The following is a 14,604-nucleotide window of genomic DNA, read 5'->3' as shown; positions in this document are numbered from 1 at the left end:
ATAAATGACGGCGGCGGATCTGGAAACTGGGGCGGTGGACTCCGCGGCGAGCTTCATTCGCCCGAAGAAGAAGCCCTTCACCCACCAGGGCGAGCCCTGCAAGAACTGCGGGACGCCCCTGGAGGGCTGGTACTGCTATTCCTGCGGCCAGAACGCCGACACGCATCACCGCTCGATCCTGCACCTGATCTGGGAAGCCATCGAGGGGATGTTCCACCTCGACGGCCGCTTGGCCAACACCCTGCCGCTGTTGTTCTTCAAGCCCGGCGTGTTGGCCAAGGACTACATGGAAGGGCGCATCGTGCGGCACGTGCCGCCGTTCCGCACCTTTCTGGTGGCCCTGCTGCTGTTCATCTTCGCGGCCGAGCACGCCATCCATTCGGTCAAGCACCACACCGAGGAAGCGGTTCACAAGCGGGCCGAGGCCCTGGCCACGCCGCAGGGCCGCGCCGCCGAGGCCGACCGCATGCGCGCCGAGGCCGTCAAGGATCGTGACGCCCGCCTGAAGGAGGCCGCCGAGGACCGCGACTCGACCCTGGCCGAGGCGGCGAAGGATCGCGACGAGGCGCTGAAGGATTCCGACCAGGACAAGGCCAAGGTCCAGAAGGATTACCAGGACGCCGTCGCTCAGGCTCCGGTCGAGTACCAGGCCGACGTCGCCAAGGCCCAGAAGCGTTACGACAAGGCCGTGGCCGACGCCGAGCACCTGCGCACCAACCCCCTGGCGGCCCAGGAGGTTCTCGAAGCCGACAAGAAGATGCGCAAGGCGGCGGCCGACCAGATCCGCGCGGCCAAGGTCACCAGCTTCGACAGCAGTCGGGTCGAGGCCGAGGCCGATCGCATCGCCGAGAACGCGACCGAGACGGCCACCGTCGGCGGCGTCCACATCATGACGCCCAACATCGCCGAGCCCAAGGCCGACGCGGATGCGCACGGCGCGGCCGGAACGGAAGCGGCGCACGGCCAGGAGCACTGGCTCAAGGCCGGCCTGGTCAAGGCGCTGGAGAACCCCGAATACTACATGGTGGTCATGTTCGGCTGGGGGCACCGGCTGGCGGTGCTGCTGTTGCCGATGTTGGGCCTGAGCCTGACCCTGGTCTATCTGAACAAGCGGCAGTTCTTCGTCTACGACCACATGCTTGTGGCGACCAACCTGCTGTCGTTCGCGTTCCTGACCAATGCGCTCGGACTGGTGCTGCCCGATCCCGTCCGAGGCTGGTGGTTCTTCCTGCTGATGGTCTGGACGCCGATCAACCTGTTTCAGACCCTGCGCGGCGGGTACGGCTCCAGCATCCCCGGCGCGATCATCAAGACCCTGATCGTCTGGTGGTCGACCATGTTCTCGTTCGTCCTGCTGATGGGCGTGCTGATGATTTTCGCCCTGGCCCAGATCTAGGAATTTCGCTTTGATCGCCTCCGTCCTCATCGCCAATCGCGGCGAAATCGCCCGTCGGATCATCCGCACCGCCCGTGAGCTGGGCGTGCGGACGATCGCGGTCTATTCCGAGGCGGACGCCGAGGCCCCGTTCGTGATGGAGGCCGACGTCGCCATCCTGATCGGCCCGGCCCCGGCGCGCGAGAGCTACCTGGTCCCCGAGAAGATCCTGACCGCCGCCCGCCAGACCGGCGCCGAGGCGATCCACCCCGGCTACGGCTTCCTGTCCGAGAACGCGGATTTCGCCCAGGCGGTGATCGACGCCGGCCTGGTCTGGATCGGCCCGCCGCCCTCGGCGATCCGCGCCATGGGCCTGAAGGACGCGGCCAAGAAGGTGATGATCGCGGCGGGCGTGCCCACCACGCCCGGCTATCTGGGCGAGGACCAGTCGGTCGAACGCCTGGCCGCCGAGGCCGGTAAGATCGGGTTCCCGGTCTTGATCAAGGCCGTGGCCGGCGGCGGCGGCAAGGGCATGCGCAAGGTCGACAAGGCCGAGGACTTCGCCGCGATGCTGGCCTCGTGCCAGCGCGAGGCCAGCGCCAGCTTCGGCGACGACCGGGTGCTGCTGGAGAAGTACGTCACCCGTCCGCGCCACATCGAGGTGCAGGTGTTCGGCGACACGCACGGCAATGTCGTCCACCTGTTCGAGCGCGACTGCTCGCTGCAGCGCCGCCACCAGAAGGTCATCGAGGAGGCCCCGGCCCCCGGCATGGACGAGGCCACCCGCGCCGCCGTCTGCGGGGCGGCGGTCAAGGCGGCCCAGGCCGTGGGTTATGTCGGGGCCGGCACGGTGGAGTTCATCGCCGACGCCTCCGAAGGCCTGCGCGCCGACCGCATCTGGTTCATGGAGATGAACACCCGGCTGCAGGTCGAACACCCGGTCACCGAGATGGTCACCGGCCAGGACCTGGTCGAGTGGCAGCTGCTGGTGGCCTCGGGCGAGCCCCTGCCGCTGGCCCAGGAAGAGATCACGCTGGACGGCTGGGCCATGGAGGCGCGCCTCTACGCCGAGAACCCGGCCACCGGCTTCCTGCCCAGCACCGGTCCGTTGACCCATTTCCGCCTGCCCGAGGGCGACGTGCGAGTCGACAGCGCGGTGGAGGAGGGCGGCGAGGTCACCCCGTTCTACGACCCGATGATCGCCAAGTTGATCGCCCACGGCGTCGACCGCGAGGACGCCGCCGCGCGCCTGGCCGAGGCCTGCCGCCTGGTCGAGGTCTGGCCCGTCAAGACCAACGCCGCCTTCCTGGCCAAGTGCGCCGGCCATCCCGACTTCGTCGAGGGCGCGGTGGACACCGGCTTCATCGAGGCCCGGCTGGAAGAGCTGACCGACCGCGCCTTCACCGACGCCCCGACCCTGGCGGCGATCGGCCAGCGCCTGGAAGCCTTCATGGAGGCCGACCAGCCCCGGGCCGACGTCTGGGCCAGCGCCCCGTCGCGCCTGCTGGGCTTCCGGATGAACGCGCCTCGCGCGGCGATGGACCTGCCGATGTCGGTGGACGGCAAGGCCGTGCCCCTGCGCGTGGCCTTGGCCGGTGGAAGCGGCGACGACTGGTCCTGGGACATCACCGTCGAGGACGGCCGGCCGCTGGATGATGTCGACCTGCTGCCGTCCACGTTCGGAAGTGACCCGCTGTACGTGTTCGAGGGCGGCGACGTCCGCGAGTTCGACTTCGCGCCCAAGGTCGGCGCGGCCCATGTCGCGGCGTCGGACGGGGCGATCCTGTCGCCGATGCCGGGCAAGATCGTCTCGGTGGCCGTCGAGGCCGGTCAGACCGTCACCAAGGGCCAGACCTTGCTGACCCTGGAAGCCATGAAGATGGAGCACGCCCTGGCCGCGCCGTTCGACGGCGTGGTCGCCGAGCTGTCGGCGGTCGCCGGCGGCCAGGTCAGCGAAGGCGTGGTGCTGGCGAAGCTGGAGCCGGTCGCCTAAGTAGCCGCCATGCCCCTGCACATCATCAAGCTGGTCGTCGGTTGCGACAATATCGAGGAACTGGTCGCCTGGCACGCCGAGGCCGACCGTCCGTGGATCATGCACACCCGCATGACCCCCAAGCGCGTCGACGAGGTGCTGGCCGGCGGTTCGCTGTACCGGGTGATGAAGGGCCAGATCGTCTGCCGCCAGACCATCCTGGCGATCGATACGGTCGGCGAGGGCCAGGCCTCGCGCTGCGAGGTGACGGTCGATCCGACCATCGTCCGCGTGGTCCCGACGCCCCGCCGCCCGTTCCAGGGCTGGCGGTATCTGAAGCACGAGGATGTCCCGGCCGACCTGACCGAGGGCGAGGCCGCCGACATGCCGCTGGAGCTGGCGCGTCAGCTGCGCGAGCTGGGGGCCTGGTGATCACCCCATGATCCGCTCATCCCGGCGAATGCCGGGACCCAGATCTCATGGCGGGGAGTCTGATTGGTCGAGCGCTGAGTTCATGGAACCCGCCACACCGCCATTCCCATCTGGGTCCCGGCATTCGCCGGGATGAGCGGATTCAATGGGTTTGAGCTAGACAGCCATGTTGTCGATCAGCCGGGTCTTGCCCAGCCACGCCGCCACCAGGATGCGGCCTCGCGCGTCGCCGATCGGGCCCGGACCCAGGCGCGACAGGTCGCCGGCCTCGCGGATGTCGACATAGTCCACCTGGCGGAAGCCGGCGGCGTTCAGGGCGGCCTTGGCGGCGGCCTCGGCCTCGTCGATCCGACCGCCCGCGGCCACGGCCCTGGCCGCGGCCTTCATGGCGTCGGGCAGGGCGACGGCGGCGGCGCGCTCCTCGGGGCTGAGATAGGCGTTGCGCGAGGACAGGGCCAGGCCGTCCTCGGCCCGGGCGGTGGGCGCGCCGACGATCTCGACCGGGATGTCCAGGTCCTTGACCACCCTCCGGATGACCTGCAGCTGCTGGTAGTCCTTCTCGCCGAAGATCGCGACATCGGCCTGGGACTGCAGCAGGAGCTTGGTCACCACGGTGGCCACCCCGCCGAAGAACTGCGGCCGGGCCGCGCCCTCCAGCGGTTCGGAGACCCCGGTCAGGTTGACGGTGGTCGAGAAGCCCGGGGCGTACATCTCGTCGACATTGGGCGCGAACATCAGGTCGCAGCCGACGCCGGCCAGCAGCTCGGCGTCGCGGGCCTCGCCGCGCGGATAGGAATCGAAGTCCTCGTGCGGGGCGAACTGCTTGGGATTGACGAACACGCTGGCCACGGTGCGCCGGGCGTGGGCCTGACCCAGCGCGATCAGCGACAGGTGTCCCTCGTGCAGGGCGCCCATGGTCGGGATCAGCGCCACGCGCTCGCCCACGGCCTTCCAGGCGGCGACCTGGGCGCGCAACTCGGCGACGGTGCGGACGATCTTCGGCGTCTTGCCAAGTGCCTGGGGGACCACGGCCAACTCCTGTCTCGAACAGGCGTTGGCTTATGACGGACGCAGGTCCGGGCGTCCACCTGCGACAATGGGTCCACAGGCAACGCGCCCCCGGATTGACGTCGCGTCCTCTCACGGCGTCTCCTGCGTGTTAATCTTTCATTGAGAGTCGCCGAGTCGGGCGAAAAGAAGGAAAGAAGGCATGGCCGAAAAGCGTGTCATCGTCGTCGGCAATGAGAAGGGCGGGGCGGGCAAGTCCACCATCGCCGTCCATCTCGCCACGGCGCTGCTGTACGGCGGCGCCAAGGTGGCGCTGCTGGATCTCGACCTGCGCCAATGCACCTCGATGCGGTTCTTCGAGAACCGCGCGGCCTGGGTCGCCGGCAATGGCGTGACGCTGCCGCAGCCGCTGCAGTTCCGACTCAGCGACGACGACGTCGCCCTGGCCGCCGGGCCGGAAGCCGACCAGGTGACCAAGTTCGAGGCCGCCTTCATCGCCGCGCGCGAGGCCGCCGACTTCGTGCTGATCGACACCCCCGGCGGCGACACCGCCATCTCGCGCATGGCCCATGGCCTGGCCGATCTGATCGTCACGCCGATGAACGACAGCTTCGTCGACTTCGACATGCTGGGCCACGTCGACCCGGTGACCATGGAGCTGCAGAAGCCCAGCCTCTATTCGCTGACCGTCTGGGAGGCCCGCAAGGCCCGCGCCCTGTCGGGTCAGCGCCAGGCCCTGGACTGGGTGGTGCTGCGCAACCGCCTGGCCACCACCGAGGCCCGCAACCGCAAGCGCGTCGAGGACCGCCTGACGGCGCTGTCCAAGCGCGTGGGCTTCCGCATGGGCCCGGGCCTGCGCGATCGGGTGATCTATCGCGAGCTGTTCCCGTTCGGCCTGACCATCGCCGACCTGTCGCCGCAGGTGCGGCCGGTGCCGGTGTCGCTGCAGCATCTGGCCGCGCGCCAGGAATTGCGGGCCCTGATGCATTCCCTTGGCCTTTCGGCCTATTCCGGGGAAACTCTGCTCGCCGCCCAATAGGCCGGATCGGGTCTTGGAGGCGGCGTCGGGGATTGACGCCATATGATCTTCTATCTGCTGCTGGGCGGCGCGATCCTGTTGTTCGTCCTGTCGGGGCGCGCCACGCGCATCCTGAAGGGCGACGGCTGGCGGATCGGCGCGGGCGTCACCGCGCTGATGGCCTTCGCCGGCGCGGCCTATGCCGGCGTGCGCAGCGAGTGGCCGGTTTCCATCGTCCTGCTGGTGATCGGCGCCTGGAGCGCCACGACCGCGCGCCAGCGCCCGGCGGTCGGCAAGGCGAGGCGGGAGGAGGGCGGACCCAGCCTCTCCGAGGCGCGCTCGATCCTGGGCGTGGGGCCCGACGCCACCAGGGCCGAGATCCAGGCGGCCTATGCCCGCCTGATCCGCTTGGCCCACCCCGACAAGGGCGGCACCGCCGGCCTGGCCGCGCAGCTCAACGCCGCGCGGGACCGGCTTCTGGACGGGAAATAGGGCGGTTCAGAGCGCATCGACATTCACGTTCGGTGCGTGAACGAGGTTTTCGCTCCAGACGCTGAAAGTCGGTACGTCTCAGGCCGGCGCCAGAACCATGCAGGGCTGGCGCTTGGCGCTGATCGCCTGGCAGGCGCCGCGGGCGGCTTCCGCCGTCAGGCCCTGGAACTGCGCCCGGAACGTGCCGCCGGCCGCGCCCTCGACCGCGCCCTCGGCGTCGGCCACGAACTTGGCGAAACGCGAGCGCACCAGCATCAGCTGTTCGTTGGCCAGGCTCTTGGACTTGAACGCCCCGACCTGCACGGCCCATCCGCCCTTGGCCTTCTTCGACGGCTTGGTCCCCTTCGCCGAAGCTTGAGCGGCTTTCAGGGTCGGCGAGACCTTGATGGCGGCGGGGGGCTTGGGGTTGTCGGTCAGCACGATCTTCAGGCCGGCCTGGTCGCCGTCCCCTTCCTCGGTCGAGGGGCGCATGATCGGACCGGTCGGCTCGTCCTCGTAGAGGTTGGCGGCGATGCTCGTGCGCTCGCCGTGCGAGCGGCGCTTGAGCACGTCGAAGCCCGTGGTCAGCAGGTCTTCCATGTTGTTGTCGCGCCAGGCGGTCGACGAACCGCCCAGGACCACGGCGATCAGGCGACGGCCGTCGCGCACGGCCGAGCCGGCGAGGTTGTAGCCCGAGGCGTTGGTGTAGCCGGTCTTCAGGCCGTCGAAGCCGGGCATGTTGGTCAGCAGGCGGTTATGGCCGGCGATGTAGCGGCCGCGGAACTCGAAGCCCTTGATGCTGAAGTAGGAATAGTACTGCGGGAAGTCGCGCATGGTGGCGCGCGACAGGATGGCCAGGTCGCGGGCGGTGCTGATCTGGCGGCTGTCGGGCAGGCCCGAGGCGTTGACGAAGCGGCTGTTGCGCATGCCCAGTTCCTGACCGCGCAAGGTCATCAGGGCGGCGAACCGCGACTCGCTGCCGCCCAGCTTTTCGGCCATGGCCACGGCGATGTCGTTGGCCGACTTCACGGTCATGGCCCGAATGGCTTCGTCGACGCTGACGCTGTCGCCGGCCGGCAGGCCCAACTTGGTCGGGGTTTGGGCGGCGGCGTGCGGCGTGATCGGCACGCGGTCGGTCAGCTTCAGGCGGCCTTCGCTGAGCGCCTCGAAGGTGAGGTACAGCGTCATGACCTTGGTGACCGAGGCCGGGTAGCGCGGGCTGTCGGCCCTTTTGTCGTAGAGCATCTCGCCCGAATTGGCGTCGATCACGATCGCCGCGTACTTGGGCTCGGCGCTGTTCATCTGGAGGTAGGGGATCTGCGCGGAAGCCGTGGTCGGCGCGATCAGGCCGAACATCAGGGCGCCGGCGAGGCCAACCGCGGCGAGTGCGAAACGGGCGGACAGAAACTTGGCGAACATGAGTTATGCGTCCGTCATTTAAACTGAGCGGTTCCGCACCGCCACACGCGTGACCTTAACATGCGCGTCGCGGCCTTTCTCTAAGGTAAACAACTGGTGAGCGATTTCGCCGCAGATGTGGATTAATTCAAGGCGTTGCGGCGAAGCTTCTAAGCGACGAAACAAGCGTTTCCCCAACGTTATGGTGCGCTGCACAATTTTCTTGACTGCTGCACTGCAACATGAGACACCGGCGTTGTCCCAATGCATGGTTCGGACCCGCTTGTCCGGCGCCATGCCCCGCCCCCTCTGCCAGGAGCCTCCCCCATGGCCGCCGCTGAAACCCTCAAGAACACCGTCGAACAGTTCAGCACCGCCTCGAACCAAGCGTTCAAGGACGGCGTCGAGAAGTCGCTGGCCGCGCTGGCCGAAGCCAACACCCATTCGAAGAAGAACCTGGAAGCCGTGGTCGCCTCGGTGACCGCCGCCACCAAGGGCGCCGAAGCCCTGGGCGCCCAGACCTTCGCCTATTCGAAGAAGGCCGCCGAAGACCAAGTGGCCGCCGCCAAGTCGCTGGCCGGCGCCAAGAGCATTCAGGAAGCCGTCGAACTGCAGACCGCTTGGGCCAAGTCGGCCCTCGAAGCCTACATCGCCCAGGTCAGCAAGGCCTCGGAGATCGTTTCGGCCTCGATCAAGGACTCGGTGAAGCCGTTGAACGAGCGCGTCTCGGCCACCGTCGAAAAGCTGCAAGCCGCCCGCTAAGGCGACGGGCTCTTTACGGAGCCCAACAGTTTAAAGGCCTGAGCCGGCAACGGTTCAGGCCTTTTTTCTTGTCCTGTCATCCCGCCGCGCTAAGCATGCGTCCAAGTCATGGAGCATGTGATGTCGAAGGTCGAAGAGCGTCTGAAAAGTCTCGGGATCGTATTGCCGCAACCGGTCGCCCCGGTCGCCAACTATGTGCCCTTCGTCCGGACGGGAAACCTGATCCACATTTCCGGCCAGGTCTCGGTCGACGCCAACGGCGGCCTCAAGGGCACGGTCGGGACCGATGTCGACCTGGAGACCGCCCATCAGGGCGCGCGCCTGTGCGGGATCAATCTTCTGGCCCAGATGAAGGCGGCCGCCGGCGACCTCGACCGGGTCACGCGGGTGGTCAAGCTGGGCGGTTTCGTCCAGGTCAGCCAGGACTTCATCGACATCCCCAGGGTCATCAACGGCTGCTCGGACCTGATGGTCGAGGCGTTCGGCGACGCCGGCCGCCACGCCCGGTCGGCGGTGGGGGTCTACAAGCTGCCGCTGGGCTTCTCGGTCGAGATCGACGCCGTGGTCGAGGTGGCCTGATGCGCGCGCGTTCCCGCCCCGGAACCGAGGTGTTCGGCGAGGCGTGGGAGCGTCTGTTCGAGCCGGCCGTGGCGCATCGGGGGCTGTGGTCGCCCGGCGGCGCGCCCGAGAACTCCCTGGCCGCCTTCCAGGCCGCCTGCGCCGGGGGCTACGCGATCGAGCTGGACGTCCAGCTGACCGCCGACAACCACGTGGTGGTCTTCCACGACGATCATCTGGAGCGCCTGACGGGCGCGCCGGGCAAGCTGCGCGACCACACCGCCGCCGATCTGGGCCAACTGACGCTGTCGGGCACGGACGAGACCATCCCGACCCTGGCCGACGCCCTGACCCTGATCGGTCACCGGGCCATGGTCTATATCGAGCTGAAGACCCCGTTCGGCGAGGTCGGCGAGCTGGAGAAGCAGGTCAGCGAGATCCTGCTGGACCACAACGGGCCGACCGCGGTGATCGGCTTCAATCCCTATTCCCACGCCTGGTTCGCCGAGCATCAGCCTCAAATCCTGCGCGGCCTGGACAGCTACGGTTGGGCCGACGAGGCCGCCCGCAAGCTGGCCCCGGAAGTCCGCAAGTCGCTGGCCAATCTCGAGCAGATCGAGATCGCCCGGCCGGACTTCCTGGCCCTGGGCATGGACATGCTGCCCAGCGCCCGCGCCGACCTGCTGCGCGCCAAGGGCATGCCGGTCATCGCCTGGACCGTGCGCTCGGCCGAGCAGTGGGAAAGCGTCCGCGACCATTGCGACAACCTGATCTTCGAGGGCTTCGCCGCGTGACAGCCGTCAAGGCGGAGGTGCGCGTCCATCGGCGCATCGCCGAGATCGGCCGCGACGCCTGGGACGCCTGCGCCGGCCGCTCCGGCGACCCGTTCGTCAGCTTTGATTTCCTGAACGTCTTGGAGGAGAGCGGCTGCGCGGTCGAGCGCACCGGCTGGGCCCCGCATCACCTGTCGGTCGAGGACGCCGCCGGCGGGGTGGCGGCGGTCATGCCGCTGTATCTGAAGTCCCACAGCCAGGGCGAATACGTCTTCGACCACAGCTGGGCCGACGCCTATGAGCGGGCCGGCGGACGCTACTATCCCAAGCTCCAGTGCTCGGCCCCGTTCTCGCCGGTCACCGGCCCACGCCTGATCGTCCGGCCCGACATCGATGTCGACGAAGGCCGCTCGGCCCTGCTGGGCGGGGCCCTGACCCTGTGCGACCGCCTGAAGGCCTCATCGCTGCACGTGACCTTTCCGACGGCCGACGAATGGGCGTGGATGGGCGAGCGCGGCATGCTGCGTCGCCAGGACCAGCAGTACCACTGGTTCAACCACGGCTACGCGACCTTCGACGACTTCCTGGCCGCCCTGTCGTCCAATCGCCGCAAGACCATCCGCCGCGAGCGCCGCGACGCTCAGGCCGGGCTGGAGATCGTCGCCCTGACCGGCGACCAGCTGACCGAGGACCACTGGGACGCGTTCTTCGGCTTCTACATGGACACCGGCGGCCGCAAGTGGGGCCGGCCCTATCTGAACCGGGCGTTCTATTCGCTGCTGGGCGAGCGGATGGCCGACAAGGTGCTGCTGATCCTGGCGCGTCGCCCGGGCGGTCCGTGGATCGCCGGGGCCCTGAACCTGATCGGCGGCGACTGCCTCTACGGCCGTCACTGGGGCTGCAGCGAGGACGTGCCGTTCCTGCATTTCGAGCTCTGCTACTACCAGGCCATCGAGCATGGCATCCGCTTGGGCCTGCCGCGCGTCGAGGCCGGGGCCCAGGGCCAGCACAAGATCGCCCGGGGCTACCTGCCCAGTCCGGTCTATTCGGCCCACTGGATCGCCGATCCGGCCCTGCGTGAGCCGGTGGCGCGGTATCTCGAGCGGGAGCGCGAGGCGGTCGACGCCGAGATCGCCATGCTGACCGACGAGTTCTCGCCGTTCCGGCAGGAGACCTAGGAATGCGCCTTCGTTTGGTTCCGGTGGCCGTCCTGGCGGCTATGGTCGCAACCCTGGCCCATCCAGAGGAAGCCTGTCGCCCGACCGGCGTGCCATTGGATTTTGGCCGATATCCCATTGGTGCGCGGGTGTCGGAATTGCCGGTCCTGCCGGCTTTCTACGGGCGCTGCCACCGCAACGACGAATGCTCGATGACAGGCACGGACGGTGTCCAATACAGCGCGGCCCCTCATGAGGCGGGCCGGGCCGCCGTCATCGAAAGGAAGGAGCTCTCCGGTACGGCGTTGAACGCCTATGGCGCGCAACTCTACGGCTGGCGGTTTGGCGACACGGTCGCTGTTGCCCAGCACAAGTTCCAGCGCGCCACGGGCAAGATGCTGGTCAGCGACGTGAACAGTGAAGGGGAGTTCCTGCTTTACGACGCCTGCGCGCGGAACCGGTTCGGCGAGTACCAGTTCTACGCGGTTTTCGGAAAGGCTGGCCGCCTCGAAACGCTGATCACGCGTATCGACTCGCCGAACGACTAGGCCTTCCTCGCCGTCAGTTTAAGCGCACCTCGGCGGTCTTGTCGGCGTAGTCCTTCTTCGGGTCGCTGCCGAACAGCATCTTGAGCCCCGCGAATAGGCTGTTCTCATTGAGCCAGATCTGGGCTTCGCGGGGATCGAAGCGCAACAGACGGATCTTCGGATCGTCCTTGCCTTCGAACCAGGCGGCGACGAAGGGATTCCACAACCGCTCGATCGTGGCGCGGTCGGTGCTGACCGACAGGTCGCCCTCGACCTTGGCGAACAGCTCGTGGCCCTTCGAGGCGAAGTTCAGCAGGGCGGCGTGGCGGCTGCCCGCGCCCTCGACCAGATCGTTGCCGGCGGCGGTGAAGAACCAGATCGGACCGTCTTCGTCGCCCTCGATCTGGGCGGTCATCGGCTGGCCGCCGTCTTCCTCGGAGCCGACCAAGCCCAGCATGGTGGTGCGATCGGACTTGAGGGCCTTCCAGAATTTCGACTTCAGTTCGGCTTCATTGGACATGGATGTTCCTCCGTTGGTGACCCAACGGAGGGGCGTGCCGCCCGTTCCAAGCGCAGCCACGCTGCGCGTTTCAGGATTTCTCCCAGGCCGTCATCAGGAGCGCCCGAACCTCGTCGTCCACATCGGCCGGCGAGGCCAGCGGCAGCTTGGCCTTCAGGCGTTCGGACCAGCTTTCGTTCCTGGGTTCCAGCAGGCGAGGGGAGGCGTCGGGCGCCACCGCCAGCCCCAGCACCGCCGTGCCGCCCTTGACCGGCTTGGCCGCGGCGAACTGGAACGCGCGGGACCAGGCGCTGTAGGTCTTGCGCTGACCGGTGACCAGGCCGTCGAAGTCGGCGACGGCCGCTTCCAGGGCTTGGAGGATCGCCAGCGAGGCCGGGTCGGTCCAAAGCGCCGCGCGCGCCTCGTCGGGCTGGTCCCAGGTCATGCGCTCGGACGGGAAGGCCACCGACAGGACGTAGCTGGCGCGGTTCTGGCCCAGACCGTGGTGCGCCTTGAGCCAGGCGAGCTGGGCGCGGGGCTTGGTCTCGGGGCAGGTCTTGGCGATCGCCACCCAGTCCTCAAGGCTCTTGCCGGTCTCGCGCTCCAGGCCTTCGCGGACCGAGGCGAACCACTTCTTCTGGCGTTCGGTCAGGTGCTCGGTCATGCGCGGATCCCTCCGAAGTGATCGATCAGTTCGGCCAGCAGGCGGTCGCGGCCGCGGTCGGGCCGGTCCAGATGGACGAAATGGGTGGCGCCGGCCAGCGTGACGGCCTTGACCGAAGGCGAGCGGCCCGCGTCGGCGACGAAGGCGTCGAGATCGGCGGGGCGGCTCCAGAAGTCGCGCTCCGAGCGCAACAGCAGCACCGGCGCGGTGATCGAGCCGGCGTCGTACAGCCGCCGTCCGCAAGCCTGGTAGAAGCTGTCCTCCAGCGCCCCCAGCGGCGCGCGAAATCGCGGCGGGTCGTGCCGGCCGCTGTCGGGATCGCTGGCCAGCACGGCCGCGGCCAGGGCCCGGGCGAGGGCGGGATCGCGCCACGCGTCCTTGTCGGCGACGGGGATGTTCCGCTCCCAGACGCCGATCAGCGACGCGGCCGGATACAGCGCGTAGCCGCCGGTCGTCGGGTCGAAACGCCGGGGCTGGCCGGGCTGGGCGACGGCCGAGCCCGGTCCCAGCATCGGATGGACGTCCGAGCCGCCATAGAGCGCGTTGATCGTCGCCAGGCCGGCGACGGATTCGGGCCGCAGCGCCGCGTAGAACCCGGCCCACAGGCCGCCGGTGGCCCAGCCGATCAGGCCGACCTGCCGGCTTCCGCTCCCCCCGTCTTTGGACCGAAGCGCGGCCAGCTTGCGCACGGCCTCGATGTCGCGGACCACCTCGAAGGCGCGCGACAGCGGGCGGCTCTGCTCGGGCGGCCGGCCCATGGCGGCGGGGCGCTGGGACGCGCCATAGCCTCGCGCGTCCATCACATAGACGCGGCGGTTCAGGCGCTGGGCCAGGTCGCCGGCCAGCGAGCCGCCGGCGACGGGCAGGTCGAACGAGGCGACGCCCGGCGCGCGGGCGCCATGCAGCAGGATCAGCGGCGCGCCTGGCGACGCCCCGTGGGGCGCGGCCGGCCGCACCTCGCGCGCATGCAGGCGGAAGCCGTCGTCCGAGACGGTGAAGAGGTCCTCGCGATGCAGGGCTTCGGGGGCGGAAAGGGCGGGTCCGGCGACGCCGAAAGCGGTCGCGGCCGCCAGCATGTCCCGCCGTGTGGGGCAGGTCGTCATTTGCGCGCCCCTCCCGGTTTGCTAGGTACGGTTTCGATCACGCCGGAGACGATCATGAGCCTTCACGGAAGCTACGACGCCGACAACATCTTCGCCAAGATCATCCGCGGCGAGATTCCGGCCGTGAAGGTGTTCGAGGACGACCAGGTCCTGGCCTTCATGGACGTCTTCCCGCAGTCGCGCGGCCACGTGCTGGTGGTCTCCAAGACCAGCCAGGCCCGCAACCTGCTGGACGCCGAGACCAAGACCCTGGGGCGGCTGATCGGCGCCGTGCAGAAGGTCACCCAGGCCGTGACGACGGCCCTGAAGCCCGACGGCGTGGTGGTGACCCAGTTCAACGGCGCGCCGGCCGGCCAGACGATCTTCCATCTGCATTTCCACATCATCCCCCGCTACGAAGGCGAGGCGCTGGGGCGTCACGGCGAGGGCATGGCCGACACCGAGGAGCTGAAGGTCCTGGCCGAGAAGATCGCCGCGGCGCTCTGAGGAGCCTCGCGGCCAGGCGTCAGGAACCCAGCTTGATGATCGCCGTGGCCAGGCCGACGACCGCCGTCACGCCGCCCATCAGGGCGAAGCTCTGAGAGCGGAGCTTGTCGTTCAGCTCGACCAGGATCTGGGTCTTGGTTATGGCCAAGTCCGCCCTCAGGCCCTGGATGTCCGTCCTGATCGCACGGGTCAGATCGGCGACGTCGCTCTTCGTCGCCAGGGCGTTGTCCTCCGATAACTGCGTCGTCGACTGCACCAGTTCCACGATCGCTTCCGCCGCGCGGTCTTCCAGCCCCGCGTCGCGGAGGCGTTTCGTGGCGCCGAGGGTGTCGAAAGCGACGTTCATGCGATCAACCTGATCGCGTGTTCCCGTTTTGTCCGGTCGTAATTCGCGAGCGACC

The 14,604-nt window shown here is 68.5% G+C and carries 17 protein-coding genes; 11 read left to right on the top strand and 6 right to left on the bottom strand.

The window, feature by feature from the left end:
• Positions 1–4 precede the first annotated feature (4 nt).
• Genes ASD21_RS19075 through ASD21_RS19065 form a run of 3 tightly spaced genes read left to right on the top strand, consistent with a single transcriptional unit; the run spans position 5 to position 3,779 of the window.
• Positions 5–1,396 carry a DUF3667 domain-containing protein gene (locus tag ASD21_RS19075; RefSeq protein WP_056445026.1) on the top strand — a complete coding sequence of 464 codons (1,392 nt, stop codon included), beginning with the start codon at positions 5–7 and terminating at the stop codon, positions 1,394–1,396.
• A gap of 10 nt (positions 1,397–1,406) precedes the next feature.
• Positions 1,407–3,368, top strand: a complete 1,962-nt coding sequence (locus ASD21_RS19070) for an acetyl/propionyl/methylcrotonyl-CoA carboxylase subunit alpha (protein WP_056445023.1) — start codon at positions 1,407–1,409, stop codon at positions 3,366–3,368.
• A gap of 9 nt (positions 3,369–3,377) precedes the next feature.
• Complete coding sequence (locus ASD21_RS19065) at positions 3,378–3,779, top strand: DUF1489 family protein (RefSeq protein WP_056445021.1); 402 nt, start codon at positions 3,378–3,380, stop codon at positions 3,777–3,779.
• Between the two features lie 156 nt (positions 3,780–3,935).
• Here the strand turns inward: ASD21_RS19065 and panC are convergent, their stop codons facing one another.
• Entirely contained in the window at positions 3,936–4,808 is an 873-nt protein-coding gene (panC, locus tag ASD21_RS19060) for a pantoate--beta-alanine ligase (protein ID WP_056446197.1), read from the bottom strand.
• 181 nt (positions 4,809–4,989) lie between these two features.
• Here panC and mipZ point away from each other — a divergent pair, with 181 nt between their 5' ends.
• The gene (mipZ, locus tag ASD21_RS19055) at positions 4,990–5,826 is read left to right on the top strand and encodes a division plane-positioning ATPase MipZ (protein ID WP_056445019.1); all 837 of its coding nucleotides are present in this window, start codon (positions 4,990–4,992) and stop codon (positions 5,824–5,826) included.
• A 45-nt stretch (positions 5,827–5,871) separates the two neighbouring features.
• On the top strand, positions 5,872–6,297 hold the full coding sequence (locus ASD21_RS19050) for a J domain-containing protein (protein ID WP_056446194.1): 426 nt from the start codon (positions 5,872–5,874) through the stop codon (positions 6,295–6,297).
• Positions 6,298–6,375: 78 nt separating this feature from the next.
• Here the strand turns inward: ASD21_RS19050 and ASD21_RS19045 are convergent, their stop codons facing one another.
• On the bottom strand, positions 6,376–7,695 hold the full coding sequence (locus ASD21_RS19045; protein ID WP_056445016.1) for a D-alanyl-D-alanine carboxypeptidase: 1,320 nt from the start codon (positions 7,693–7,695) through the stop codon (positions 6,376–6,378).
• A gap of 306 nt (positions 7,696–8,001) precedes the next feature.
• On the opposite strand from ASD21_RS19045, the gene ASD21_RS19040 reads away from it, so the two are divergent.
• The 5 genes from ASD21_RS19040 to ASD21_RS19020 all read left to right on the top strand — a co-directional run bounded on the left by ASD21_RS19040 (position 8,002) and on the right by ASD21_RS19020 (position 11,472).
• Complete coding sequence (locus ASD21_RS19040) at positions 8,002–8,436, top strand: phasin family protein (RefSeq protein ID WP_056445013.1); 435 nt, start codon at positions 8,002–8,004, stop codon at positions 8,434–8,436.
• A 120-nt stretch (positions 8,437–8,556) separates the two neighbouring features.
• Positions 8,557–9,015 (top strand): RidA family protein, encoded by a 459-nt coding sequence (locus ASD21_RS19035; RefSeq protein ID WP_056445009.1) that lies wholly within the window; start codon positions 8,557–8,559, stop codon positions 9,013–9,015.
• Positions 9,015–9,788, top strand: coding sequence for a glycerophosphodiester phosphodiesterase (locus ASD21_RS19030; protein WP_056445006.1), 774 nt, complete (start codon positions 9,015–9,017; stop codon positions 9,786–9,788). Before ASD21_RS19035 ends, ASD21_RS19030 begins: the two co-directional genes overlap by 1 nt.
• On the top strand, positions 9,785–10,945 hold the full coding sequence (locus ASD21_RS19025) for a GNAT family N-acetyltransferase (protein ID WP_056445004.1): 1,161 nt from the start codon (positions 9,785–9,787) through the stop codon (positions 10,943–10,945). The genes ASD21_RS19030 and ASD21_RS19025 overlap by 4 nt, the downstream gene beginning before the upstream one ends.
• A 2-nt stretch (positions 10,946–10,947) precedes the next feature.
• On the top strand, positions 10,948–11,472 hold the full coding sequence (locus tag ASD21_RS19020; RefSeq protein ID WP_056445001.1) for a hypothetical protein: 525 nt from the start codon (positions 10,948–10,950) through the stop codon (positions 11,470–11,472).
• A gap of 13 nt (positions 11,473–11,485) precedes the next feature.
• On the opposite strand, the gene ASD21_RS19015 is transcribed toward ASD21_RS19020, so the two are convergent.
• The 3 genes from ASD21_RS19015 to ASD21_RS19005 all read right to left on the bottom strand — a co-directional run bounded on the left by ASD21_RS19015 (position 11,486) and on the right by ASD21_RS19005 (position 13,717).
• Entirely contained in the window at positions 11,486–11,971 is a 486-nt protein-coding gene (locus tag ASD21_RS19015; protein ID WP_056444998.1) for a pyridoxamine 5'-phosphate oxidase family protein, read from the bottom strand.
• A 70-nt stretch (positions 11,972–12,041) separates the two neighbouring features.
• Positions 12,042–12,614: a DUF4287 domain-containing protein gene (locus ASD21_RS19010; protein WP_056444996.1), complete on the bottom strand. Its 573-nt coding sequence runs from the start codon at positions 12,612–12,614 to the stop codon at positions 12,042–12,044.
• Positions 12,611–13,717 (bottom strand): alpha/beta fold hydrolase, encoded by a 1,107-nt coding sequence (locus ASD21_RS19005; protein ID WP_056444995.1) that lies wholly within the window; start codon positions 13,715–13,717, stop codon positions 12,611–12,613. The genes ASD21_RS19010 and ASD21_RS19005 overlap by 4 nt, the downstream gene beginning before the upstream one ends.
• 54 nt (positions 13,718–13,771) lie before the next feature.
• Between ASD21_RS19005 and ASD21_RS19000 the strand changes: the two genes are divergently transcribed.
• Positions 13,772–14,203, top strand: coding sequence for an HIT family protein (locus tag ASD21_RS19000; protein ID WP_056444994.1), 432 nt, complete (start codon positions 13,772–13,774; stop codon positions 14,201–14,203).
• 19 nt (positions 14,204–14,222) lie between these two features.
• Here the strand turns inward: ASD21_RS19000 and ASD21_RS18995 are convergent, their stop codons facing one another.
• A complete protein-coding gene (locus ASD21_RS18995; protein WP_056444992.1) occupies positions 14,223–14,549 on the bottom strand; it encodes a hypothetical protein in 327 nt (108 codons plus the stop codon).
• Positions 14,550–14,604 lie beyond the last annotated feature (55 nt).

The sequence above is a fragment of the Caulobacter sp. Root1455 genome, assembly GCF_001426905.1.
In the GTDB taxonomy this organism is placed as follows: Bacteria; Pseudomonadota; Alphaproteobacteria; order Caulobacterales; family Caulobacteraceae; genus Caulobacter.
This window is presented reverse-complemented; position numbering and strand designations above follow the sequence as displayed.

What these genes read in the sequence shown, in the direction of transcription:
- ASD21_RS19045 (WP_056445016.1), bottom strand. Translation starts at nt 7,695, where the DNA reads ATGTTCGCCAAGTTTCTGTCCGCCCGTTTCGCACTCGCCGCGGTTGGC.
- ASD21_RS19010 (WP_056444996.1), bottom strand. Translation starts at nt 12,614, where the DNA reads ATGACCGAGCACCTGACCGAACGCCAGAAGAAGTGGTTCGCCTCGGTC.
- ASD21_RS18995 (WP_056444992.1), bottom strand. Translation starts at nt 14,549, where the DNA reads ATGAACGTCGCTTTCGACACCCTCGGCGCCACGAAACGCCTCCGCGAC.
- ASD21_RS19040 (WP_056445013.1), top strand. Translation starts at nt 8,002, where the DNA reads ATGGCCGCCGCTGAAACCCTCAAGAACACCGTCGAACAGTTCAGCACC.
- ASD21_RS19075 (WP_056445026.1), top strand. Translation starts at nt 5, where the DNA reads ATGACGGCGGCGGATCTGGAAACTGGGGCGGTGGACTCCGCGGCGAGC.
- ASD21_RS19000 (WP_056444994.1), top strand. Translation starts at nt 13,772, where the DNA reads ATGAGCCTTCACGGAAGCTACGACGCCGACAACATCTTCGCCAAGATC.
- ASD21_RS19065 (WP_056445021.1), top strand. Translation starts at nt 3,378, where the DNA reads ATGCCCCTGCACATCATCAAGCTGGTCGTCGGTTGCGACAATATCGAG.
- mipZ (WP_056445019.1), top strand. Translation starts at nt 4,990, where the DNA reads ATGGCCGAAAAGCGTGTCATCGTCGTCGGCAATGAGAAGGGCGGGGCG.
- ASD21_RS19015 (WP_056444998.1), bottom strand. Translation starts at nt 11,971, where the DNA reads ATGTCCAATGAAGCCGAACTGAAGTCGAAATTCTGGAAGGCCCTCAAG.
- ASD21_RS19035 (WP_056445009.1), top strand. Translation starts at nt 8,557, where the DNA reads ATGTCGAAGGTCGAAGAGCGTCTGAAAAGTCTCGGGATCGTATTGCCG.
- ASD21_RS19005 (WP_056444995.1), bottom strand. Translation starts at nt 13,717, where the DNA reads ATGACGACCTGCCCCACACGGCGGGACATGCTGGCGGCCGCGACCGCT.
- ASD21_RS19020 (WP_056445001.1), top strand. Translation starts at nt 10,948, where the DNA reads ATGCGCCTTCGTTTGGTTCCGGTGGCCGTCCTGGCGGCTATGGTCGCA.
- ASD21_RS19030 (WP_056445006.1), top strand. Translation starts at nt 9,015, where the DNA reads ATGCGCGCGCGTTCCCGCCCCGGAACCGAGGTGTTCGGCGAGGCGTGG.